The organism is Methylomonas lenta (genome assembly GCF_001644015.1).
Taxonomy (GTDB): domain Bacteria; phylum Pseudomonadota; class Gammaproteobacteria; order Methylococcales; family Methylomonadaceae; genus Methylomonas; species Methylomonas lenta.
Genome location: NZ_LUUI01000157.1, coordinates 1 through 22,930, shown reverse-complemented (window position 1 = coordinate 22,930; position 22,930 = coordinate 1). Strand labels below are relative to the sequence as shown.

The 22,930-nt window shown below is 45.5% G+C and carries 23 protein-coding genes; 16 read left to right on the top strand and 7 right to left on the bottom strand.

The window, feature by feature from the left end; genetic code table 11:
* Window positions 1-8: 8 nt before the first annotated feature.
* Complete coding sequence (locus A1359_RS19710) at window positions 9-599, bottom strand: YcbK family protein (protein ID WP_066987549.1); 591 nt, start codon at window positions 597-599, stop codon at window positions 9-11.
* A 258-nt stretch (window positions 600-857) separates the two neighbouring features.
* On the opposite strand from A1359_RS19710, the gene A1359_RS19705 reads away from it, so the two are divergent.
* The 11 genes from A1359_RS19705 to rpiA all read left to right on the top strand — a co-directional run bounded on the left by A1359_RS19705 (window position 858) and on the right by rpiA (window position 11,384).
* A complete protein-coding gene (locus A1359_RS19705) occupies window positions 858-2,030 on the top strand; it encodes an acetylornithine transaminase (protein WP_066987546.1) in 1,173 nt (390 codons plus the stop codon).
* A gap of 6 nt (window positions 2,031-2,036) precedes the next feature.
* A complete protein-coding gene (argF, locus tag A1359_RS19700) occupies window positions 2,037-2,936 on the top strand; it encodes an ornithine carbamoyltransferase (RefSeq protein ID WP_066987543.1) in 900 nt (299 codons plus the stop codon).
* A gap of 46 nt (window positions 2,937-2,982) precedes the next feature.
* Window positions 2,983-3,621: a TIGR04211 family SH3 domain-containing protein gene (locus A1359_RS19695; RefSeq protein WP_066987540.1), complete on the top strand. Its 639-nt coding sequence runs from the start codon at window positions 2,983-2,985 to the stop codon at window positions 3,619-3,621.
* A 56-nt stretch (window positions 3,622-3,677) separates the two neighbouring features.
* Window positions 3,678-5,372: a dihydroxy-acid dehydratase gene (gene ilvD, locus A1359_RS19690; RefSeq protein ID WP_066987537.1), complete on the top strand. Its 1,695-nt coding sequence runs from the start codon at window positions 3,678-3,680 to the stop codon at window positions 5,370-5,372.
* Window positions 5,373-5,424: 52 nt separating this feature from the next.
* Window positions 5,425-5,649 carry an addiction module protein gene (locus tag A1359_RS19685; protein ID WP_066987532.1) on the top strand — a complete coding sequence of 75 codons (225 nt, stop codon included), beginning with the start codon at window positions 5,425-5,427 and terminating at the stop codon, window positions 5,647-5,649.
* Window positions 5,646-5,942 (top strand): type II toxin-antitoxin system RelE/ParE family toxin, encoded by a 297-nt coding sequence (locus tag A1359_RS23750; protein ID WP_408606567.1) that lies wholly within the window; start codon window positions 5,646-5,648, stop codon window positions 5,940-5,942. Before A1359_RS19685 ends, A1359_RS23750 begins: the two co-directional genes overlap by 4 nt.
* A 96-nt stretch (window positions 5,943-6,038) precedes the next feature.
* Window positions 6,039-6,299 (top strand): addiction module protein, encoded by a 261-nt coding sequence (locus tag A1359_RS19680; protein WP_066987512.1) that lies wholly within the window; start codon window positions 6,039-6,041, stop codon window positions 6,297-6,299.
* A 250-nt stretch (window positions 6,300-6,549) separates the two neighbouring features.
* Window positions 6,550-7,374 (top strand): AlbA family DNA-binding domain-containing protein, encoded by an 825-nt coding sequence (locus tag A1359_RS19675; RefSeq protein WP_066987509.1) that lies wholly within the window; start codon window positions 6,550-6,552, stop codon window positions 7,372-7,374.
* A gap of 42 nt (window positions 7,375-7,416) precedes the next feature.
* A complete protein-coding gene (locus tag A1359_RS19670; protein WP_066987506.1) occupies window positions 7,417-9,651 on the top strand; it encodes a fused MFS/spermidine synthase in 2,235 nt (744 codons plus the stop codon).
* Window positions 9,652-9,659: 8 nt separating this feature from the next.
* Window positions 9,660-10,688 carry a UDP-3-O-(3-hydroxymyristoyl)glucosamine N-acyltransferase gene (gene lpxD / locus A1359_RS19665; RefSeq protein WP_066987502.1) on the top strand — a complete coding sequence of 343 codons (1,029 nt, stop codon included), beginning with the start codon at window positions 9,660-9,662 and terminating at the stop codon, window positions 10,686-10,688.
* Between the two features lie 24 nt (window positions 10,689-10,712).
* The gene (gene rpiA / locus A1359_RS19660) at window positions 10,713-11,384 is read left to right on the top strand and encodes a ribose-5-phosphate isomerase RpiA (RefSeq protein WP_066987499.1); all 672 of its coding nucleotides are present in this window, start codon (window positions 10,713-10,715) and stop codon (window positions 11,382-11,384) included.
* Window positions 11,385-11,451: 67 nt separating this feature from the next.
* Here rpiA and cmoA read toward each other — a convergent pair whose 3' ends face one another.
* Window positions 11,452-12,189: a carboxy-S-adenosyl-L-methionine synthase CmoA gene (cmoA, locus tag A1359_RS19655; protein WP_066987496.1), complete on the bottom strand. Its 738-nt coding sequence runs from the start codon at window positions 12,187-12,189 to the stop codon at window positions 11,452-11,454.
* 427 nt (window positions 12,190-12,616) lie between these two features.
* Between cmoA and A1359_RS19650 the strand changes: the two genes are divergently transcribed.
* Window positions 12,617-13,300 carry a TVP38/TMEM64 family protein gene (locus A1359_RS19650; RefSeq protein WP_066987493.1) on the top strand — a complete coding sequence of 228 codons (684 nt, stop codon included), beginning with the start codon at window positions 12,617-12,619 and terminating at the stop codon, window positions 13,298-13,300.
* Window positions 13,301-13,326: 26 nt separating this feature from the next.
* On the opposite strand, the gene asnB is transcribed toward A1359_RS19650, so the two are convergent.
* A complete protein-coding gene (asnB, locus tag A1359_RS19645; protein ID WP_066987491.1) occupies window positions 13,327-15,183 on the bottom strand; it encodes an asparagine synthase (glutamine-hydrolyzing) in 1,857 nt (618 codons plus the stop codon).
* Window position 15,184: 1 nt separating this feature from the next.
* On the bottom strand, window positions 15,185-16,912 hold the full coding sequence (locus tag A1359_RS19640; protein WP_232322399.1) for a glycosyltransferase family 39 protein: 1,728 nt from the start codon (window positions 16,910-16,912) through the stop codon (window positions 15,185-15,187).
* A gap of 577 nt (window positions 16,913-17,489) precedes the next feature.
* On the opposite strand from A1359_RS19640, the gene A1359_RS19635 reads away from it, so the two are divergent.
* Both A1359_RS19635 and A1359_RS19630 read left to right on the top strand, forming a co-directional pair.
* Window positions 17,490-18,188, top strand: coding sequence for a CPBP family intramembrane glutamic endopeptidase (locus tag A1359_RS19635; RefSeq protein WP_232322397.1), 699 nt, complete (start codon window positions 17,490-17,492; stop codon window positions 18,186-18,188).
* Between the two features lie 338 nt (window positions 18,189-18,526).
* On the top strand, window positions 18,527-19,006 hold the full coding sequence (locus A1359_RS19630) for a peroxiredoxin (protein ID WP_066987484.1): 480 nt from the start codon (window positions 18,527-18,529) through the stop codon (window positions 19,004-19,006).
* A gap of 62 nt (window positions 19,007-19,068) precedes the next feature.
* Here the strand turns inward: A1359_RS19630 and A1359_RS19625 are convergent, their stop codons facing one another.
* Window positions 19,069-20,301, bottom strand: coding sequence for a dicarboxylate/amino acid:cation symporter (locus A1359_RS19625; RefSeq protein WP_066987481.1), 1,233 nt, complete (start codon window positions 20,299-20,301; stop codon window positions 19,069-19,071).
* A 92-nt stretch (window positions 20,302-20,393) separates the two neighbouring features.
* On the opposite strand from A1359_RS19625, the gene A1359_RS19620 reads away from it, so the two are divergent.
* The gene (locus A1359_RS19620) at window positions 20,394-20,885 is read left to right on the top strand and encodes a YchJ family protein (protein WP_066987479.1); all 492 of its coding nucleotides are present in this window, start codon (window positions 20,394-20,396) and stop codon (window positions 20,883-20,885) included.
* Window positions 20,886-20,896: 11 nt separating this feature from the next.
* Here the strand turns inward: A1359_RS19620 and A1359_RS19615 are convergent, their stop codons facing one another.
* Both A1359_RS19615 and A1359_RS19610 read right to left on the bottom strand, forming a co-directional pair.
* Window positions 20,897-21,364 (bottom strand): peroxiredoxin, encoded by a 468-nt coding sequence (locus A1359_RS19615; RefSeq protein ID WP_066987476.1) that lies wholly within the window; start codon window positions 21,362-21,364, stop codon window positions 20,897-20,899.
* A gap of 4 nt (window positions 21,365-21,368) precedes the next feature.
* The gene (locus A1359_RS19610; protein ID WP_066987473.1) at window positions 21,369-21,902 is read right to left on the bottom strand and encodes a glycine cleavage system protein R; all 534 of its coding nucleotides are present in this window, start codon (window positions 21,900-21,902) and stop codon (window positions 21,369-21,371) included.
* 178 nt (window positions 21,903-22,080) lie between these two features.
* On the opposite strand from A1359_RS19610, the gene A1359_RS19605 reads away from it, so the two are divergent.
* Window positions 22,081-22,704, top strand: coding sequence for an inorganic pyrophosphatase (locus A1359_RS19605; RefSeq protein ID WP_066987470.1), 624 nt, complete (start codon window positions 22,081-22,083; stop codon window positions 22,702-22,704).
* The last annotated feature ends 226 nt before the right edge of the window (window positions 22,705-22,930 follow it).

The following is a 22,930-nucleotide window of genomic DNA, read 5'->3' as shown; positions in this document are numbered from 1 at the left end:
AAAGACACTTACCAGGTTCTAAAATTGCCGGTATCAAGATGCACAAAATCGGATTTTGCATAATAGCCTACGCCGCCGCGATGCATAGAAAGTGCAGCGTTACGCAAATGACGGGTGTCAAGACCTTCCAAACGAATATCAATCGCCCTGCCCTGCATATGCAAACTGTTATTAGCGACCCCGGAGCTGTGATTACGCAGCTTGGCGTTCGTGTGAGGTGAACGGTAACCACTAATAATCTCAAACGGCCGATTCACCCCCATTATCATTTTCAGCTCGTGCAATTGATCCAGCAAAGCAGGATCAATCCGATGCACGTCCCCGGTACGATAATCTCTTAACAAGTAGTCAATCTCACGCAATGCGGAACTGATATAACGGCCTTTTTCATAATATGTCAGCTTGAGTTTATCGCCGGTATTTAGATTGTCGAACGCCAGTGTTTTATGTATAGGAAAGCGAGCTTTTGCGGCCTCTGCAATCACAGGGCTGCCTAAAGTCAATAATGACCCGCAGACTAGGTGGCCCACAAATCGACGTCTTGACATAACAATGTCGCTGTCGTCACTGGTTCTATTTTCTAAAATTCGTTGTAACATAGTGCTCCTATAAAATTTCAACTTAAATTAAAAGCAACCATGCACCTTCAATTTAAGTTCAGATTTTTTAAATAATGCCAATTTTTCTTATAGTTACATTATCACAGTTAAGGTGAAAAATACTTCTTGCTTGCCAAAACTGCGACCATTTACCGCACCCAACCACAACAATGTATTGCTTCTGATGTCTCAAAAAAATATAATCGCGGCTTTTTTTTAAACACTGCCCTTCCTTCATTAATAAATTTATAGATTCCAATGACCAGCCACATCATGCCCACTTATGCTCGCCAGACAGTGACTTTTGAACGCGGTGAAGGCGCGTGGCTTTGGGATAGCCAAGGCAAACGCTATCTGGATGCTTTATCGGGTATTGCAGTATGTAATCTCGGTCACGCCCATCCTGCTGTGCATGAAGCTATTTGCCTGCAAAGCCAAAAACTCATTCACACATCCAACTTATACGGCGTCAAATTACAGGAAGAATTGGCTGATAAGCTCTGTCATCTTAGTGGGATGGACAATGTGTTTTTTTGCAATTCCGGTACTGAGGCTAATGAAGCGGCCATCAAAATTGCTCGCAAATATGGGCATGAAAAAGGCTTAGATCAGCCTGTCATTATTACCATGGATAAAAGTTTTCATGGACGCACCATGGGAGCCCTTAGTGCAACCGGCAACATCAAAGTTAAACAAGGCTTTGCACCACTTTTGCCGGGTTTTATACATGTACCCTATAACGATATAGCGGCCATCAGTAAAGCCATTGCGGCAGACAAAAACATTGTCGCCATTTTGGTTGAGCCTATTCAAGGTGAAGGCGGCGTCAACATTCCTGATGCAAACTATTTAAACCAGATTCGTGCCCTATGCGACGAACATAAATTACTCATGATGCTGGATGAAATTCAAACCGGTATTGGTCGCACCGGTCGGTTCCTGGCTTATCAGCATAACGAGATTTTGCCGGATGTTTGTACCCTGGCCAAAGCCTTGGGCAACGGCTTACCGATCGGAGCCTGTATGGCCCGCGGAAAAGCGGCCGCTATTTTAACAGCCGGTAATCATGGCTCTACCTTTGGCGGCAACCCGTTGGCCTGCAGCGCGGCACTGGCAGTTATCGACACCTTAACCAGCACAAATCTAATTACTGAGGCGAACGATAAAGGCAAACGTATTTGTGATGCCATTACCCAGAACACCAGCGGCAATCAACAAATTGTTTCCATTCGTCATCAAGGCCTGATGATAGGAATCGAACTGAGCACACCCTGTAGCGAGTTGGTCGGTAAGGCCCTGGAAAAAGGCCTGCTAATCAATGTCACTGCTGACAACACCATTCGCTTATTACCGCCACTGCTGATCAATGACGAACAAATTTTGCTTTTAAGCGAAACATTATCTGCACTTATACAAGCACACACCCATTAGAATTTTATGCAACCCAGACACTTCACCAGCCTGCTAGACCTCAGCAGCAGCGAATTGCGCAAGCTCATTCATCGGGCAATTGAACTTAAAACCCATAGAAACGCCGACTTTCAGCCCCTGAAAGGCAAAGTACTAGCAATGGTGTTTGAAAAATCATCCACGCGCACACGGATTTCTTTTGAAGCGGGTATGGTGCAGTTTGGTGGCAGCGCAATATTTTTGTCGCCACGTGATACTCAGCTTGGTCGAGGCGAACCCCTGGAAGACAGCGCTAAAGTCATTTCCAGCATGGTTGATTGTATTATGCTGCGCACGCATGAACATGAAACCGTCACTACGTTTTCTCGTTATTCCAGGGTACCGGTCATCAACGGTTTGACTGATTTATTACATCCCTGCCAATTACTGGCAGACATGCAAACCTATTTCGAATTACGGGGCGACATTGCCGGCAAAACGGTAGCCTGGATCGGCGATGGCAATAATATGTGCCACTCTTATATCAATGCCGCTCGCCAATTTGATTTTAAATTGAACATCGCCTGTCCATTTGATTACCGACCACTGCAAAGCATTGTTGATCCAGCGTCCAATAGAGTGGCATTTTTTAACACGCCGGAGCTTGCCGCCAAAAATGCTGACTTAATCGTCACCGATGTCTGGGCCAGCATGGGCCAGGAAGAAGAACAAAAAAAGCGTGAATGTGTCTTTAAAGACTTTCAAGTAAACTCAACAGTCATGCAAGCAGCCAATCCAGATGCTTTATTCATGCATTGCCTGCCTGCACACAGAGGCGAAGAAGTGACTGCTGATGTTATGGATGGTCCACAAAGTGTCGTGTTTACGGAAGCAGAAAATCGTCTCCACGCACAAAAAGCCCTGCTAGAGTTTCTCATCTGCCAATAATTTCGCTAGAATCTTTTATTTTAAGTCAGCCGATAAGATTAACATCGTGAATAAAGTCATCGTCAGTATTCTTGTTTTACTCGCTAGTAGCTCAGTTGTACAAGCCAGAACCGCTTATGTAACCGATAGCGTAGATTTACCGTTGCGCAGCAGCGAAAGTGAACGCAGCAAAATTGTCAAAATGCTCCCAAATGGGATGGCGCTCACCCTACTGGGTGATAATACAGAAAATGGCTATACCTATGTGCGAGCCGAGAATGGTGCGGAAGGTTTCATTCTGACTCGCTATCTAAGCAGCACCCCCATTAGTCGCACACAACTGGAGGCGGTTAATGCTAAATTGGCAACACTACAAGAAGAGAATCAACGACTGAAAGAATCCGCCGGCAATGGCGAAAACGCCATCAAAGAACGAGACAGCCTCAGCACTGAACTGAGCGAATTAAAACATACCTCGACTAATGCAATTCAACTCAAACAAGAACGTGATCAACTACAAGAACGCGTGATTAGTGCAGAAAGAGAGTTAGAACATTTGAAGCGGGAAAATCAGGCCCTCACTGACAACACCAATCAAGACTGGTTCGTATACGGAGGCAGCCTAGCCCTACTAGGCGTGCTACTCGGTTTTCTCCTACCTAAACTTAGCTGGCGCCGACGCACCAGTACTTGGGACACTTTTTAAAGAAAACCCATCCTGCTTTCTTCTATAGCCCATTATAATTTTTGGAAACATAACCCATGTCCCAATCAAACGATAAAACTCGCCATTTTTCCTCACTCGTTGTCGACGGCATGGAACGCGCTCCGAGTCGCGCCATGCTGCATGCCGTGGGCTTTAAAAACGAAGACTTCAAAAAACCCCAAATCGGCATTGCCTCGACCTGGAGCATGGTCACGCCGTGCAACATGCATATCAATCATCTAGCGGACGATGCGGCACGCGGTGTCGATAACGCCAATGGTAAAGCGGTGATCTTCAATACCATCACCATCTCTGATGGCATCTCGATGGGTACAGAAGGCATGAAGTACTCGCTGGTATCGCGGGAAGTGATTGCCGACTCCATCGAAACCGTAGTCGGTTGCCAAGGTTTCGACGGCGTTGTCGCTATCGGCGGTTGTGATAAGAATATGCCAGGCTGCATGATTGCCTTGTCCAGATTGAATCGTCCAGCGATATTCGTTTACGGCGGCACCATTTTGTCTGGTTGTCATAACAATAAAAAACTGGACGTAGTTTCGGTGTTTGAAGCCGTTGGTGCCCGTGCCAACAACAAAATCGATGATGCCGAACTGGCAGCAATCGAAGCCAAAGCCATTCCCGGCGCCGGTTCTTGCGGCGGCATGTATACCGCCAACACCATGGCTTCTGCTATCGAAGCCATGGGCATGAGCTTGCCTAACAGTTCCGCGCAAACCGCAATTTCCAAAGACAAACGTCTGGACTGTGAACGCGCGGGAGCTGCTGTGTTGGAGTTATTGAAAAATGACATCAAGCCACGCGACATCATGACCAAGCCGGCGTTTGAAAATGCCATAACCGTAATCATCGCCCTCGGCGGCTCGACCAATGCCGTGTTACATTTGCTGGCGATGGCCAACGCTACCGGCGTCGACCTGAGCCTGGACGACTTTACCCGCATCGGCGAAAAAGTGCCCATGCTGGCCGACCTGAAACCTAGCGGCAAATATTCAATGGCGGAACTGGTCGAAATCGGCGGCATCCAGCCATTGATGAAAGTATTGTTGAACATCGGTCTACTGCACGGCGACTGCCTGACCGTTACCGGTAAAACGCTGGCCGAAAATTTGGCTGATGTCCAAGCTTACCCAGCCGACCAGGACATCATCCATCCGCTGAGCAATCCGATCAAAAAAGACAGCCACTTGGCGATTTTATACGGCAATCTGGCTACAGAAGGCTCAGTCGCCAAGATCACCGGCAAGGAAGGCTTGGTATTTACCGGCAAAGCCAAAGTCTTTGACGCCGAAGAACAAGCTCTGAAAGCGATTTTGGACGGCAGCATCGTCAAAGGCGATGTCATCGTGATCCGCTACGAAGGCCCCAAAGGCGGCCCCGGCATGCGCGAGATGCTCTCTCCTACCTCCGCCATTATGGGTAAAGGTCTGGGCAAAGAGGTGGCATTGATCACCGATGGCCGTTTCTCCGGCGGCACACACGGATTCGTGGTTGGTCACATTTCACCCGAAGCCCATGTTGGTGGTGCGTTAGCGGTTGTGCAAAACGGAGACGAAATCACTATCGACGCCGAAACCAAACAATTAACCTTGCACGTCAATCAGCACGAAATTACCCGCCGCCTGGAAAAATGGCAGCAACCTGCACCACGTTATACCCGTGGCGTGTTGGCTAAATATGCCAAGCTAGTGAGTTCGGCTTCTAAAGGTGCTGTGACGGATAATTTGGATTGACATGTAGGCAGGGTTAACGCTAGCGTAACCCAACAACATTGGAGTACAAACCATGAACCTCGCTCAACTTGAATCCGAAGTCTTCGCCCTACCCATTCAGGACAGGGCTGCATTGGCAAAACGTTTGTTATTAAGTTTGGAAGAAGTATCAGATGCGGAATTCGAGACTTTGTGGGGCGAGGAGTCGGCCCGTCGAGCCGCAGAATTGGACCTAGGAATGACTCAAGCCATTCCAGGTCAAGAGGTTGCTAAAAAAGCACGTGCTTTATTGCGGTGAAATATAGCTTCCTGGTCGATGCGGAAACCGAATATCTTGAGGCAATTAGATTTTACGAACAGCAGCAATTAAACCTTGGAGCATCGCTAATCCACGAATTCGAGCGAGCCATGGTTCTGATAGTAAAGAAACCGGAAATTTATCGCCTTGTTCACCCTAGCGGAATTCGTCGAATTAGTCTCGATAGATTTCCTTATTCAGTGTTTTATAGAATATCAGCCGACCATATCCTGATTACAGCATTTGCACACCATAGACGCCGACCGGATTATTGGCTGACAAGAATCAAATAAATCACTGAATTATCGTTAATTACGCGTAACCGAGATGAGCTGACATACTACTGAAAAATGCTCTAACCCCAACCCACACAAAACGGTAGGTAATTGATGAATATAGAAACCATTACCGAACAAGCCCTAAATCTCGACCCAACATCCAATGCATATCTCGCTGAAATTTTGTTGGACAGTATGGACTATGAAGAGGACATTTCAGTATCTGAAACATGGCGACAACTGATACAGAAACGCTGTAAAGAAATTGATGCCAATCCTGCAGTACTAATTGATGGGGAAAAATTTATTGCAGAATTGAAACAGCGCTACCTACTCACGCTACAGAGGAACAGACCAAGCTATTTTGTTTAATCCATCGCAACAAGTAATTATACAAAAGCGTTTTATTGCAGTGCTAGATAACGTGGTTAATCGCATTTACTGCAACCCGTTTCTTTATCGAAAATTAGATAAAGAAGCTAGAAAGCGTAGGTTGTTGCATTTTCCTTACCCATTTTCAAACAAATCTCGGCCAAGATAGAAATCATCGCTGTCATGTACCTATGCAAACAGCCAAATTATTGGCAATCGAGAAAATAATGCGACTACCTACCCATTACCCATGAAACGCTTCCTCCTCCAACTGATTGCCATCTGGAAACAACAACTTAAGCTCTACGTTTTAGCAGCGTGGGTAGGCGCAGGTATCGGTATTTTTTTGCTGGCACCTAGTTACGACTATATCAGCTCCAGAGAACGTAACGCTGATCCGCTGTCTTCTATTGAATTTGTATTCATGCAATTTAAAGAGGTGATGACAGGGCAAATCAACCAAAACAACATTATCATTTTTTACGCTGAAATCGGGGCGGTATTGGGTTTATTGTCGTTGATTCTTTACAAGATGCTACACAGTCGACTGATGGATTTGGATGCCTTAAAAGCAGAGCTGGACAAAGATTTACCCTCCATTATTCGACAAGGCGAAGGCCCGATATTAGAATTCAAGTCTTCCTTGCGCTGGGATATGCAGGAGGAACGCGTCAACCGTAATCTGGAAGGTGTAGTGCTAAAAACCCTGGCTGGTTTTATGAACAGCCATATTGGTGGCACTTTGTTGATTGGCGTCCAGGATGACGGCGAGGTTATCGGCCTGGAAAAAGATTATCAAACCTTGAAAAGACCTGATCAGGATGGTTTCGAACAAGCCTTAATGACGACTATCTCCAACAATTTAGGCACCGATCTCTGCCCAAATGTGCATATATTGTTTCATGCCATTAACAGTAAAGACGTTTGCCGGGTTATTATTTCTCCCGCGATAAGACCCGTATTTTTGACGCAAGGCAATGCCCCCAAATTTTTCGTCCGCACTGGCGGCGGTACCCGTGATTTGAATATTCAGGAGGCATTGGAATATGTCGCCGGACGCTGGAAAAAATCTTAGATTCAATTAGCTTTAGCTAAGCCACAAATAATCATAATAATAATGAACACACCTTTGCAATCTACCAAAAAACCTTTGATATCACCGGTTATATTATTTGCCGGCACCTTGTTCATTAGTGCCATGCTGATGTTTGTGCTGCAACCGATGTTCGGCAAGCTATTGTTGCCATTATTAGGCGGCACCCCCGCAGTTTGGAACACCTGTATGGTGTTTTATCAAACCTTGTTATTCGGCGGCTATTTGTACGCCCATTGGCTAACAACTCGCTCCGGCAATCATCGGCAAATTCAAATACATACGGCATTGATGATCTTTAGTCTATTTGCACTGCCCGTCGCACTGCCGCTTGATGCTAACCCGCCCAGTGAAGGCAACCCGACCTTCTGGCTGATTTGGACTTTATTTCTGGCTATAGGCCTACCGTTTTTTGTCGTATCGGCTACTGCCCCGCTGCTGCAAAAATGGTTCTCACAACTGGGTCATCGCAGCAGTGGCGACCCTTATTATCTGTATGCGGCCAGTAATGCCGGCAGCCTGTTAGCCCTGTTAAGTTATCCATTTTTGCTCGAACCCAATATTGGCTTAGTTAATCAACGCTTGTTCTGGAGTGTAGGTTATGGCTTGCTGTGCGTTTTGATAATTGTCTGTGCGATAGCGTTTTGGCGAAGTCAGCCTGAGTTTGATGCCGACGACTCGCGGGACAACCAAGCCGACGAAATCGAAGCGCCTAGCCTGAAACAACAGTTGCACTGGATGGCACTGGCTTTTGTTCCCTCCAGCTTATTACTGGGATTAACCCAATACATCAGTACCGACATCGCCGCCGTACCTTTGTTGTGGATACTGCCACTGACGATATACTTGCTGTCGTTCATTTTGGTTTTTTCCAAATGGGCCGACCGCATACACCCGCTAATGGTGTCGCTGCAACCGGCCGTATTACTGGTATTTATTGCTTATTCTTTCATCAATCCAGCTGTATTGCCTTACTGGCTGGATTTAATCTTGCACTGTCTGGCGTTTTTCCTGGCTATTATGGTCTGTCATGGCGAACTGGCTAAACATCGTCCGCATCCACGATATCTGACGCGATTTTATTTGGTCATGTCCTTTGCCGGCATGCTGGGCGGTTTATTCAATACTTTTGTCGCACCGTTTGTATTCAACGCGGTGTACGAATACCCGATCATGATAGTCGCAGCTCTATTGCTGCGTCCGGGCTTTTTCAATGGTCGCTGGTTTTTACAACCCCTATTTCCAGGTCTGGTTTTATTGCTCGGCCTGGGCATTTATCTCAGTAGCGATAACCTATGGGATTATCTGGACATCATTGGCGGCGCATTGATTTTGCTGGCTGGTCTGACCTATTCGGTGCGAAATAGCCCCTTAGGACTAGGCTTGTTAACGGCAGTCATACTGATATTTAGCTTGGGCTTGCATAGCCTGGCATCCAGCACGCTTTATCAGGAACGCAGCTTTTTTGGCGTATTATCGGTACGAGAAACCGTGATCGCCGATGAGAACCAACGTCCGGAAAAAGTACACGAACTTTATCATGGCACCACCAAACATGGCGCCGAGCGTCTCACTGCCGCTAACATTACCACGCCACTGACCTATTACAGCCGCCCCGGCCCTATCGGCCAGCTATTTGCCGAATTCGATGCCGAAAATCAAAACTGGCGCATCGGCTCAGTCGGCTTGGGCGCCGGCGCGCTGGCTTGCTATAACAAACCTGGACAAGACTGGCGTTTTTACGAAATCGACCCCTTGGTGGTCAAAGTAGCGCAAGACCCGACCTGGTTTCATTATCTTGAGCGTTGCAACAAACAGGCGGCCATGATTATTGGCGATGCCCGCTTGTCGCTCATCAAAGAACCCGATCAAAGTTTTGATTTATTAATTATGGATGCTTTCAGTTCGGATGCGGTGCCCACGCATTTGCTGACACGTGAAGCCATGCAGCTATACTTTAGTAAACTAAAAGACGACGGTTTATTGGCGTTTCATATCACCAACCGCCATTTAGCCCTGAAAAAAGTCCTGGCCGATCATGTCAACAGTTTGCAACTTTCGGGCTTGTTGCAGGAATTTAATCCGGAAGCAGCGGCCCCTTTGGTGGTTGCCACCGATTGGGTGGTAATGGCCAAAGACCCGCAACGTCTTGAGCGTTTGCGACAAAGTCGTCTTGGACATTGGCAGAAATTGCCGTTGACTTTTGACTTAAAACCCTGGACAGACGACTTTACTAATATCATAGGAATCTGGAAATAGGAAACAACATGCTAATTACGGAACTTGCCCAACTTTGCGACGCCCAGCCTCAGGGTGAACACCCTGCAGTCGAAATTAAATCCGCTGCTGATATCATGACGGCTCAAAGCCATCAGGTCACGGTGCTGAGTGATGGCAAATATAAAAAACATCTAAAAGACTGCCAAGCCTCAGCCTGCTTTATTTCTGAACAACTGCTGGATAATGACATTCCCCCCGGTTTGACTTTATTGCTGTGCAAAGATCCGGAAATCAGTTTTTTGAATGCTGTCAAAGCTTTGCATCCTGAAACACCATTAAAAAGACAGGTTTCGGCGCATGCCGTGTTAGCCGATACCACAACTTTGGGTGATGACATCCATATTGGCCCCTTCACCACGATTGGTCCGCACAGCAGCGTTGGTGACAGCAGTACTATCGAAGCCAGCGTGCATATTGGTAATCATGTGGTTATCGGCAAAAACTGCCGGATTCATCCTAATGCGGTGATTTACGACAACTGCGTGATCGGCAACAACGTCATCATTCATTCCGGCGCCATTATTGGTGCCGATGGGTTTGGTTATAAATTCCGCAACAACCAGCACATCAAAGTGCCGCATGTCGGTAATGTGGTGATCGAGGACAACGTGGAAATCGGCGCCAATACCTGCATCGATCGCGGCGCCTTAGGATCAACCCGCATTGGTCTGGGCAGCAAGATCGACAATCTGGTGCAGCTGGGCCACAATAATAACGTTGGTCGCCACGTCATTATTTGCGGCCAATCCGGCATATCCGGCTCCTGTACCATAGAAGACGGCGCCGTCCTGGCCGGCAGTGTTGGGGTAGCCGATCACATAAAAATCGGCACCCGCGCAGTAGTCATGGCCCGTAGCGGTATTTCGCAGGATGTAGCGCCAGGCACGCAGGTCTGGGGTAGCCCTGCGAAAGACAGAAAAGTCGCCTGGCGCGAACTGGCTGCACTGGCTAAATTACCTGAACTGCTGCAAAAAATTAAAACATTCGAAAGCCGACTCACCAAACTGGAAGAATAAGCTTTCCTACTACCGGAGCCGCTCATGAACGACAAACAACGCGTTGCAGAACACGCCGCCCAACAGATCAAAAACGGTATGTTAGTGGGCTTGGGAACCGGCTCCACCGCAAATTATTTTATCGAAGCCCTTGCTCGTCGCCAGCAAGAAGAAGGCTTGCAAATCGAGGTAGTTGCCAGCTCAATAGTGAGCAGTATCAAAGCCCTGCAATTAGGCTTGCAGCTGCGTAGTATGGAGCATATCGCCCAGCTTGATGTGTATGTTGATGGTGCCGACGAGGTCGCGCCTGATCTAACACTGTTAAAAGGTCGCGGCTCAGATTTGGTGCGGGAAAAATTATTGGCTAAAGCCAGTAAAGCATTTTGGGTGTTGATCGATGAAAGCAAACAGGTACAGCGTATCGGCCAAAACTTCCCCATTCCAATCGAAGTGATACCGTTTGCCTGGCAATTGGTTAATCAAAGCCTGACCAACCTAGGCGGCACGGGCACACTCCGTAGTAACGGCGATGGTTTGTTTGTAACGTCTCATGGCAGCCTGGTGTTGGACAGCGTTTTTGCTGCCGATGTTGACGGAAAATCCCTGAATGACACACTCAACGCCATTCCCGGTATCGTCGAGCATGGCATCTTCGCCAATCTGACGACTGCTGTATTTTGCGGGCAAAATGGCGCAATTGAGGAAAAATGGATTTAACTAATAAGCTTCGCTTTAGCTCAAAATCCTGTTGATAAACTGGCTGACAATCACTTCAACTAAATATTTACTTAATAGCAATCAGACAAGCAAAGTTAAACCAGCGAAAAAAAGTATCGATACGGGTAAAACCAGCTCGGTTCAACAAAAGGTAGTTTTCATCGAGTCTATAGGGAACCAACACATTTTCTAGTGCTTCACGTTTGCGTTGGTTTTCTGTATCGGTATAGCCGCTTTGTGATTTTTTAAAGTCCAGGTAATGATCGATATAAATACGATTCAAGGATGGATCGTCACTTAAAATCTTTTCCGATAAAAAGACTACGCCACCCGGTAACAATGCATCGTAAATACTTTTAAGCAACTGTTCGCGGCCTATCGGACGGACGAACTGCAAAGTCCAGTTCAAAATCACCACATTACTGGCCGGTAATACCGGCAGATCACTCAAATCGGCAATCTGCAGCGAGACCCGGTCTTCTGCAACTGCAGGTGATAATTTTGCAGATGCTTTATCCAGCATCGAGGATGAATTATCAAAGCCGATAAACTTTGCGGTTTTAGGACATTTTGGATGTTTCAAGATATGTTCGATAGTTGTCCCTGTTGAACAGCCTAAATCACACACCACCCCGTCAATTTCCGGCAAAAATTCAACGATCAAATCCGATTGTATTCGCTGAACTTCGCTATAAAAAGGTACGCTTCTGGATATCATGTCATCAAACACACTGGCTACCCGCTCATCGAAACTAAAGTCTTTTGCCCGATTTGTGTCTTGAAAAATTCGATCTTCCTGAGTCATTGATTTGCTATCTATTTTTGTTGTTGATCAAACTAGCTTATTGATTTGGACAGTCAATTCTTTTAAATAACGATCAGCACCATAGTCGGTAGTGTTCGAAGTAGCTGTCTATATAATATTTGTTTTGTTTTGAGCCTGGCTGTCAGTAAGATTCAATCTAGTAACCAACTCCTTAACAGGCCAATCCATTGTATCGCGTAAACCTTTAAACCTTGGTATCCGGCGTGAGACATTGCTGTCAATCTCTGTTATAAACAAAGAGTTAGTATCTGTTAATTTTATTTTTTGGCTGCTTTTCAAAAAATTACGCCATAATGCTTATAATAGTTACTGCTGAAATTGGCGTTTGGTTTATGAAATTGAAAACGTCTTTTTGTTCCGCGCTATACACTGAATCACACACGTTTGATTATATTCCTGGCAACTAATGGCTGAATTAACAAAAAAGCTTTCCAAAACAATTGCGATAGGCTCTCTATTTATCGCTGTCATCGGCTGTAGTCTTTTAATCTACTCCATGCCAATAAAAGAGCTACTGAACCAGAGCAATCAGATTAAATCCTGGCTTGCATTGACGGGCTATGCAGCCCCAGCTGTGTTTGTTTTGTTAGCCGCCTTACTTACCGTTATCGGTATGCCTCGTCTGCTGTTATGTTCATTGGCAGGATTAGTATTCGGCTTTACTTGGGGTTTTGTTTTGAGTCACTTTGCTACAGTACTTGGCGCTTATGGCACATTCATATTTGCTCGTTGGACTGGTCGCGAGTATGTCCAGCAAAAATTCCCAAAGATTGTCGCCCTGTCTAAGTCCACTCACGCCAGTGGCTGGCGGTCTGTGCTATTCATGCGGCAATTGCCAATTAGCGGTCTTTATAATGACATTCTGTTGGGAATAAGCACGGTTAGCCACTGTGATTTTTGGATCGGAACCGCCTTAGGCTTTCTCCCGCTTGGCGTAACGGCAACCCTAGTTGGCGCAGGCGCCATACAAGCCGATATTACTCAGGTCGCACAATATCTAGGTATTGCTGCTGTTGCTTTCTTATTATTGAGCCTGACAGTAAAGTGGACTCTAGTGCAAAGACGCAGCAAAAACCTCAGCATAAGTTAAGGTAAAGTGCCCTAAAATCATTTGAACTAACCTAGCCCTGCTTCCGATACCCACTCCAGCCATTCGCTCAAAACTATTAGCGTCCAGATTGCTCGAGCATGATCCGCTTTTCGCTGCATGTGTTCTTGCAATAATTCCTCAGCCACGTAACGATTAACCCCCGCGCGCTCCAACAAGGGCGAGGATAATCTCGATTTCGCCCAGTCATACAATGGCTCTCGTAACCAACTGCTCAGTGGTACTGACAGTCCACGTTTTTTGCGATGAACAATTTCCTTAGGAAGGTAGCGTAAAGCATAGCGTTTCAAAAAAACTTTGGTTTGAAAATGATGGATACGTTCCTTTTCGGGGAGTGAAGCTGCGAATGCCATCACTTCCTGACCAAGAAAAGGTGCACGGAGTTCTAATGCAGATTTCATACTGGCACGATCTGCTTTGGTCAACAAGCCCTCCGCCAGTGATGTCTCCAGATCCTGCTGTTGAAGCCGATCCAGCATTTCGGCCTTTGAATAGTTGGGCCGCGGTGACAAAGGCGGTGTTACACCAAGGCGAGTCAAAGTTGCTGGCGAAATACAAGACGTCCAGAGAATATGACGCCCCAGATAATCCAGCTCATCTCCCAGAATAAACCGCTTAAGCAGAAAGTTGATGGTTACTTTCTTATCACTAGCCGGCCAACTTTCTACCGCACGCCGGATCGATGCTCTGACTGGATTGGGCAGTCGCGCATAATACCCGGCAAGTTCAGCACCAAAATAGGTTGGATAGCCTGCAAACAGCTCATCCGCGCCTTCTCCGACCAGAGCAACACGCACATCTTGAGCTGCACGCCTGGCCAGTAGAGCACTTGGCACCCAGGCCGGATCGGCCAACGGCTCGCCAACTTGCCTAACCAGTTTGGCGATCGTTGGAGGAAAATCTTCCGGACGCACCCAGACCGGTACAAATTCAACACCCAGGGTGTTGGCCACTTGCTCGGCAAAATGACCTTCGTCATAAGAAGCTTCACTGAAGCGAAGACTATAGGCTTTCAGGGTTTTGTCCGGCCTAATATCGCGGGTAACGGCCGTAATTAATGAAGAATCGAGGCCGCCACTTAAAAACAAGCCAAAATCGACATCAACCTCGCTTTGCTGACGTACCGACTCGCGAAAAATTTCGTCGAACTTATCCAAAGAACCTGGCTGCTTATGAGTTTGTAACGCATTCCAACGCCAGTATCGTCTGCGTTGAATACCATCGCCGTCTATCGTTACCATCTCACCTGGCAACACTTTTTGAATTTCTTTAAAAGGGCTTTCAGGCGCGACAAAAAAACCGGATTGCAAGTAACTGTGAATGGCATTTGTGTTGATGCTCAAGGTACTTGACTCCGGCGAAACCAATGCTGATATCAGCGAGGCAAAAGCTATGCTGCCGTCGTTGATCGAGTAAAACAGTGGCCGTTCACCGGCCCGATCGCGAACCAGTAATAATTTGTTCTCGCGTGGATCCCAGATCGCAATGGCAAAAGCCCCTCTGAGACGATCCACAAAGGCATCACCCAACTCCAGATACATAGCCGGAATCACTGCAACATCGGTGGATTGTGTAACAGTTCTTCCCTGCTCAAGCAACCAGTCGCGTAACTCCAGATGATTGTCAATTTCACCATTGCAGGCCACCATGACACCACTTGCATGATCAATGATCGGTTGTTTGCCGTCGCTTAATCCTCGAATGGCTAGTCGTGTCATGCCGAATACTGCCGAATGATCGCCGTCTATGCCGGTATCATCGGGGCCTCGATGCATTAACGCATCGACCATCTGATTAATTCGTAAGGAAGCAGCATCCCCCATCACCGGTCCATTCGGAACAACTAAACCACAAATACCACACATATTATTTCCCAGCTGGGAATGGTAATAAAACGGCCGAATATTTGGAACTTAAGTCAACGACTTCAGCACCTTGTTTCTGTGCAATATCTTCAAGTTGTGCTAAATGGTTTTTCTCAGCAATCAGATAGATGGGGTGAGTACGGGCTATTAGCCACTGCTGGTATTGTTCTATGGGTACCACACCTTGTGGCCAGGGCTTAGCGGAATTTAGTGTAAATATCACATAATTACTGGTTAGTTCGCTACCATTACGGGTTATTACTGTGACGAAACGCTTCAGATAAAACGACAGACCATTCGGCAGGCACTCCAGGCAGACCAACTCAGTCGTAGGCTCAAGTGTTGGTGAAATGCGTTCGGCTAACTCACGCGAAGAGCGGCTTTCGGCATAAACCGCCAACAGATCATAATTGACGGTGATTAATAGCAGCGGAAAACTTATAAAAGCAACAAAAACCAGTTTGGTGTTACGAGTCCATAGCGCAATTACCGAAAGCAATGCAACAAGCGCAAACGACAATGCCATAGGCAGAATAGTTGGCATAAACAGTTCGACAAGATCCTGCTTACGCGGAAACCTGCTAATCAGTATTTCAGGATTGGACGCAATCATACCCAGCAAGCAAGCCAGTACCATACTAAACACGAGCAAAGGTATTGTTCCATGCCAGACAATTCGAGCCGCGCGCCCAGTGCTTTTATTTAAAGCCAGTGCAAACATACGGGCGGTCAAGACGCCCAATGCAACGATAGCTGTAAGAATGTAACCAGGCAATTTGGACTGGGAAATAGAAAAAAAGATCACCACCACGACGGCCCAAACAATAAATAGTCGGTCTGTCCGCGACCAGCCTTTTCTCCCCCGCCAGGCTGCCACTATGGATTCAGGCAGCAAAAGACTCCAGGCAAAAAAAGTTCCGGCAATGATAGGGGCATAATAATAAAAAGGTGCCGTACGATGGAATTCTGTGGTGGTAAAACGGGCAACCGACTCTCTCATAATGCCATAGTAGGGAAAGTCTGGGCGAAGCAACGACAAGCCGATAAACCACGGCAGCACAATAGCGAAAAAAACAACCCAATTGCGCACGGCGAAAGCACGCTTCATTACAGTCAAGCGACCCTCAACAGCATTAAAAATCACCATCACCAGAGTGGGAACAATAAATCCCACCGGACCTTTAATCAGTGTGGCAATTCCGGCCGCTGCAGCAGCAGCCAGATACCAAACCGCCCTATGCTTTTCTGAAGACTCCTCCGCCAAAAAACACGCCAATATGCTGGCACAGACAAAAAAGGCTAATGACATATCAAAAATCACTATCCGCGAAAATGCCATGAAAAGCGGCGTTGTAGCTATGACCAGTATCGCTAGAGTTGCTGTACGCTGATCGTACATTCTCTGGCAAAACAAGAACACCATCACCAGCAATGAAAAGCCAAACAAAGCAGATGACAGCCTTGCAATGCCCTCAGATTCACCAAATAATGAAAATGACAGCGCGATGGTTTTGAAGTAAAAGGCCGGCTTATCTAGATAAGTTAAGCCGTCATAAGTTGGCACCAACCAGGAGTGAGACTGGCTCATTTCCCTTGCCACCTCAGCATTACGCCCTTCATCCGGAGCAATAAGCGGCCATCCGCCAAGACGACCAAACAACATATAAGCGCAGACTATAAACGCAAACACCACAAACCAGGTATTAGTCTTGCGGGTGGTGTTGCTCATTTGAGGCGAAAAAGGAAGCATAGGTAATGACGGTAAAATTTTGCAGGGTCAGCAAGTTCTGACATTTATGGAAATTGCAGAAAAGTTTTTAAGAGTTACAATTTGGGCATTTTAGCCTATCCAGTCCTGGGATTTTCAAAAACTTGCCTTTTTAACCAAGCTGTAAAAAATATTTAGATTAGCAACAGCCACAGATTCGATAAAGTGAGAAAATAGCACTCACAATTGAATGATATTAATTATAATTATTGGCTAATTTCAACCTGTAATATTTGTAATTCATCTTTAATAATGGATCTTCTCTCATGAATTACACCTTATATAACACATTAAATCTTCAATTAAATAACCTACTTATTTAAAAAATAATTCTATGATATCTCTTATGATTTTGAAAAAATCGATGACGCGCTATCTTTACTACACAAGTATGCCTTCGATTGTTTTACTAGCTGCACTTTCCTTGGCCTGTATCGTGGGTTATTTTATCGTGCAGCTTTTAGGGGATCTTATATCTTTCCGACAAATAATAAACCGGTTGGCACAGCTATTTTTAGTGTTAAGCATTTTTCCAGCTATGGCTTATTTGAAAATCGATAAAACCGAATTGGGTTTTGCCCCAAGGCCTATGTTTTTAAAGCAATTATTACAAGGCTTTCTACTAGGATTTGTAACCTTAATGCCTGTTTTTATAGTCTTGTATATACTCGGCGTCAATGTAATTGATGAAGAGCAATTATGGACGACAGAATTTTTAGCAAAACAAATTATAATCAATCTGCTAATAGCACTATTAATTTCATCGATTGAAGAACCGCTATTTAGAGGCATATTGCTAACCAGTTTAAGCAAGAAGTTATCCACAGCGGCCGCCATTATCATCAGCTCAACCTATTATGCCGGACTACATTTTTTTAGCAGCAAAACCGATATACCACTACAGGATATTACATTATTGAGTGGCTTTGAATTACTGGCTGAAGCCTTTAGTAATTTATGGAATACCGAAATCATATCGGCATTTTTAGCCTTATTGATGGTGGGTATTTTTTTAGGCGTGCTCAGAACGCAGACAAAAGCTAGCCTAGGTCTATGTATCGGCTGCCATACCTGTTGGGTATGGCAAATTAAGATGAGCAAAAAATTACTTAACACGGATTTTAGCTCGCAATATATTGATCTAGTTAGCAGCTATGATGGTGTCGTCGGACCGTTAGTGGCTTGCTGGTTGATGTTAGCTATTGGCGGCTATTTTGCTTACCAACGACTGAGATGATCCCTTCAAAGAAAACCTGGCTTATTTCTTTAATCAGCCAAACTCTCAGGCTATTGCTAACGAATCCAATTATCTCGGGTCTCACGCGCTATTAAAACCTAGGGTTACGCAACTTTTTGTTTAACCCAAAACATGTTTTTCCTGGCATTGATCTTCTAGCCGGATTATCCTAAGCCCTGGTGATGTCGCTGAATTTAAACTACTTTTAATCCTGCTACGATGAAGACCTGCTTACTAAATTAAAAGCAGGAAGTCACAGCGCCTGATTACCGTTGTCAGCTACAAAATAAACCAACATTGCTGACTGTTATATGAACAACTTTCAATTGGAGAAACCCATGTCACAAGTATTAGAAAAAGACCAGGAAGCGCCTTTTTTTCGCTCTGTCAATCAAGACAACAAGATGATCTATTTGTCTGATTACAAAGGCGAAAAAAATGTAGTGTTATACTTTTACCCCAAAGACGACACGCCAGGTTGTACGATAGAAGCCAACGATTTTACTGCACTGGCTGCGGAGTTTGATGCATTGGATACCATCATCATTGGCGTCAGCAAGGACGATTGTGGCAGCCATCGAGATTTTATTAGCAAATATGGGCTCAACGTACAGCTGCTAGCTGATACCTCTGGCGAACTTTGCGAAAGTTACGGCGTCTGGCAAGAAGTGGAAAAAGAAGGCGTGAAAAAATGGAAAATCGTCCGATCCACTTTTATTATCGGTAAAGACGGCATGTTAATTGATGCAATGTACGGTGTTAACCATGAGGGGCATGCTCAGGCCGTTCTGGACATCATCAAAAACCTGAATAGCTAATTTTTACTGTTGAATGTAGGGCGTGGGCGGTGTTTATTGACACTCCCATTCCCTACGCCTCTCTATTTTTCTTTAACCAGTCTTTGCACTATCAAACTACCGACCATATCACCTTCAACATTGACCATAGTCCTAAAAGTATCCAATAAGCGATCAATAGGCAGTAATATCGCCACCGCTTCGGCAGGCAACCCCACTGATTGCAGCACCATGACCATGGTCACCATTCCCGCACTGGGAATACCTGGCGCGCCAATAGCAGCCATCATAGTGGTAAAAAATACAATTAGCTGCTGCCCCAAATCGAGCTCAATACCCGCCAGATTGGCTACAAACAAAGCAGCAGATGCTTCGTACAACGCAGTGCCATCCATATTGGCCGTTGCACCTAGCGGAATTACAAAACCAGCAATACTAGGATTGACGTGTAAATGCTGTTCCGCGCATCTCAGCGTCACCGGCAATGTCGCCGAACTAGAACTGGTCGCAAATGCGGTAATCAAAGCCTCACGCGCACCTTTAAAAAACCGTAACGGCGACACTTTAGCAATCAAAAACAACAGCAGCGGCAATACCACAAAACCATGCAACAAAGTTGTGCCCAGCACCACGGCCACAAATTGAGCCAAACTGCCTAAAACCGCCATATTTTGGCTTGCCAGCAACTGTGCCAACAGCGCTAAAATTCCCAAAGGTGCCAGACGCATAATCCAGCCGACCATACGTAGCATCAATTCCAGCCCTTCCTGCAACAGCACCAGAATATTGCGATATCGATCGCCACCCATCACTAGCGCAATACCTAACAATAAGGCAAACATCACAATGGCCAACACATTACTCTGAGCTAGTGCAGTAAAAGGATTGATAAATAAACCATGCAAGAAACCAGCGATGAACTCGGCAAAACTCATTTGTTTAGCGGCGATGTCTTGATTGGCCCCCTGAAATAAATCAAGACTTAACCCTTTACCCGGCTGAAACCAATTGGATGCAATCAGCGCCAACACGATAGCCAGGGCCATTGAGAGCATGAAAAAACCCAAGGTGGAAATCCACACGCGATGTAACTGACTATGCTGCCGCAAATTAGCCACGCCCACCGCAATCGAGGTAAACACCAGCGGCACTAACACCATTTTTAGTAAATCTATAAACAAAGTACCCAGCAGACTGCATAGATAAATACCCTGCTTGACTCCATTTGTCTGCGTCCCCATTTTCGCAAACAGCAAACCCAGCGCTATGCCCAGCACTGCACTGAGAAAAATTTGCGTATTCAAAGAAATTCGCACGACAGCCTCCTAAGGGTTGCAATATCAATACAGACTGACATCATACCGATGTTATTTGACTTCGCACCGGCATATTTCTGTAAAATCCTAGCATGACAATAATTGATGAAAACATCACCTGCCCCTGCGGCTCCGAACTAACGTATAAAAACTGTTGCGGCCTTTTGCTTAGCAAAGTGCAGCGCCCTACCACTGCCGAGCAACTGATGCGTTCCCGCTTTACTGCTTATACACAACGAAATGTCGATTATCTGCTGGCGACATGGGACCCGAAAAACCGCCCTGCAAGCATAGACTTTTCCAAAGAAACGGCTGAATGGCAAAAGCTACAAATCGTCAGCAGTAAAAAAGGCGGGGCCAAGGACAATAAAGGCATCGTAGAATTCAAAGCGTTTTATCGTCAGGATGGAATTGATTATTTTATGCACGAAATCAGCCGGTTTATAAAAACAGGCCAAAACTGGCTTTACCTGGACGGCGTCATTAAAGCGACTGGAAAAGTTGAGCTTAGCTCATCAGCCGGCAGAAATTCGCCATGTATTTGCGGCAGTGGCAAAAAATTCAAACACTGCTGCGGACGTTAGTAATCAGTTTTTTAGATTTGCTGTAAAAATTGCAGCACCTCTTCAATATGGGTTTTGACTTTTACTTTGCGCCATTCGTGGATCAACACAGCATTTTCATCAATTAAAAATGTACTGCGCTCAATGCCGCGTACTTGTTTGCCATACATGTTTTTCATTTTGATAACATCAAACAACTGGCACAAGGTTTCATCCGGATCTGAGAGCAAATCGAACGGAAAATTTTGCTTGCATTTAAAACCTTCATGCACCTTCACACTATCTCTGGAAACACCCACAACGGTGGCATTTAAACTGTCAAATTGCTGAATATGATCTCTGAAAGCCTGACCTTCCAATGTGCAACCAGGCGTGTTGTCTTTGGGATAAAAATACAACACCAGCTTTTTGCCTTTAAAATCTGCAAGTGAAAGCGTTTTGTCACCGGTTGATGACAATTGAAAATCAGGAACGGACTGACCAATAGTGATTGTTGTCATAAAATTATCGCTTAATAGGCTCAAGAATTGCGTCAATATTCAGATTGTCACAGAAATCCATAAATTCCTCCCGTAACGACAAAATCCTCACATCCGGCGGTACCAACAAGGTAAATCGAGAAGAAAAAATCTGATTATCAAACAACATTGCAGGATGCAGATTAGCGTTGATTTCGTCGATAAAGATACCGCGATCCAATAAAAAAGAGGTCAGGGCAAACAACAAATCCTTTTTTTCCATTGAGATGGTTTCCAGGGTATATGGCACCCCCTCATTGGGCATAGAAACCGGAGGCGATTCCTGTGGGCGGAAAAAAATGATTTGCACCTGGAACCGAGTGCGCATAATTTCCAGTAAGCCCTCTAGTTTTGCCACATGATTCCAGTTGCCATCAATCACAGCATAAGCCGAGGTGATTTCAGTCAGATTAGAAGTGCGAAACTCCAGAACACTACAGTGACAAGCACTGATCGCCGATAGCATTTCAGCGATAAATCCATCGGTTTTATTACCTAATACAGTGATTGCAAGCTGCATAAATTTACCTTTAAGTTATGCTAAAAGTGTAACATCAATATCCAATATAACGACAGGAACCACATTCATCCGCCATAGGCTCATACAATCGAGCTTGTTTTCAGATTTAAAATCGCATCCCCACTAGTCACGAAATCATGGTAGATTGCTTACCATAATTCCACCACCACGTTTTGAAATGATTATTGCACATAAAGCACACCCCTGGCATGGCATTCCACCCGGCGACAATGTGCCTGAAATTGTCACCGCATTTATCGAAATTGTACCTTCAGACACCGTCAAATACGAAATTGACAAAGCCAGTGGCTACTTAAAAATAGACCGTCCACAAAAGTTTTCTAACATGATTCCAACCTTGTACGGCTTTATCCCCCGTACCTATTGTGCTGAAAAAATTGCCGAATATGCACAAACCATGTCCGGCAAAACTGTCAGCAAAGGTGATGGCGATCCATTGGATATCTGCGTCCTGAGTGAACGCAGCGTGACGCATGGCGACATTCTGTTACAGGCCATCCCAATCGGGGGATTTCGTTTGTTAGATGGCGGAGAGGCTGATGACAAAATCATTGCGGTTATGAAAGGTGATGAATTTTACCGTCAATGGAATGATGTCTCCGACTGCCCGGACTCATATATCAATCGTTTAAAGCATTACTTTCTGACCTACAAACACCTTCCGCACGAAAAAAACATTTGTGAAATCACAAACGTATATGGTCGTGAAGAGGCGCATGAAGTCATTAATCGTGCCATGGCAGATTATGAATATCATTTTGGCTGCCAGGATGTTGAATAATTAGAGGCTGAATAAAGAGCCTAGGGTTTGGTTTGGCATATCTTCCCGAATTGAAACCCCCATGCAAAACATCGTCGTTCCGGCAGGGATTGCCGGAACGACGATGTCATGAATGACTGTAGGCCTTACACATCCATGTTACTTGGATGCCGGCATGACGCGCTTGGATAGTGGGAAGTTATTTATAACCAAATCCCTAGCAACTACAGCACTGCCATTAAGTTAA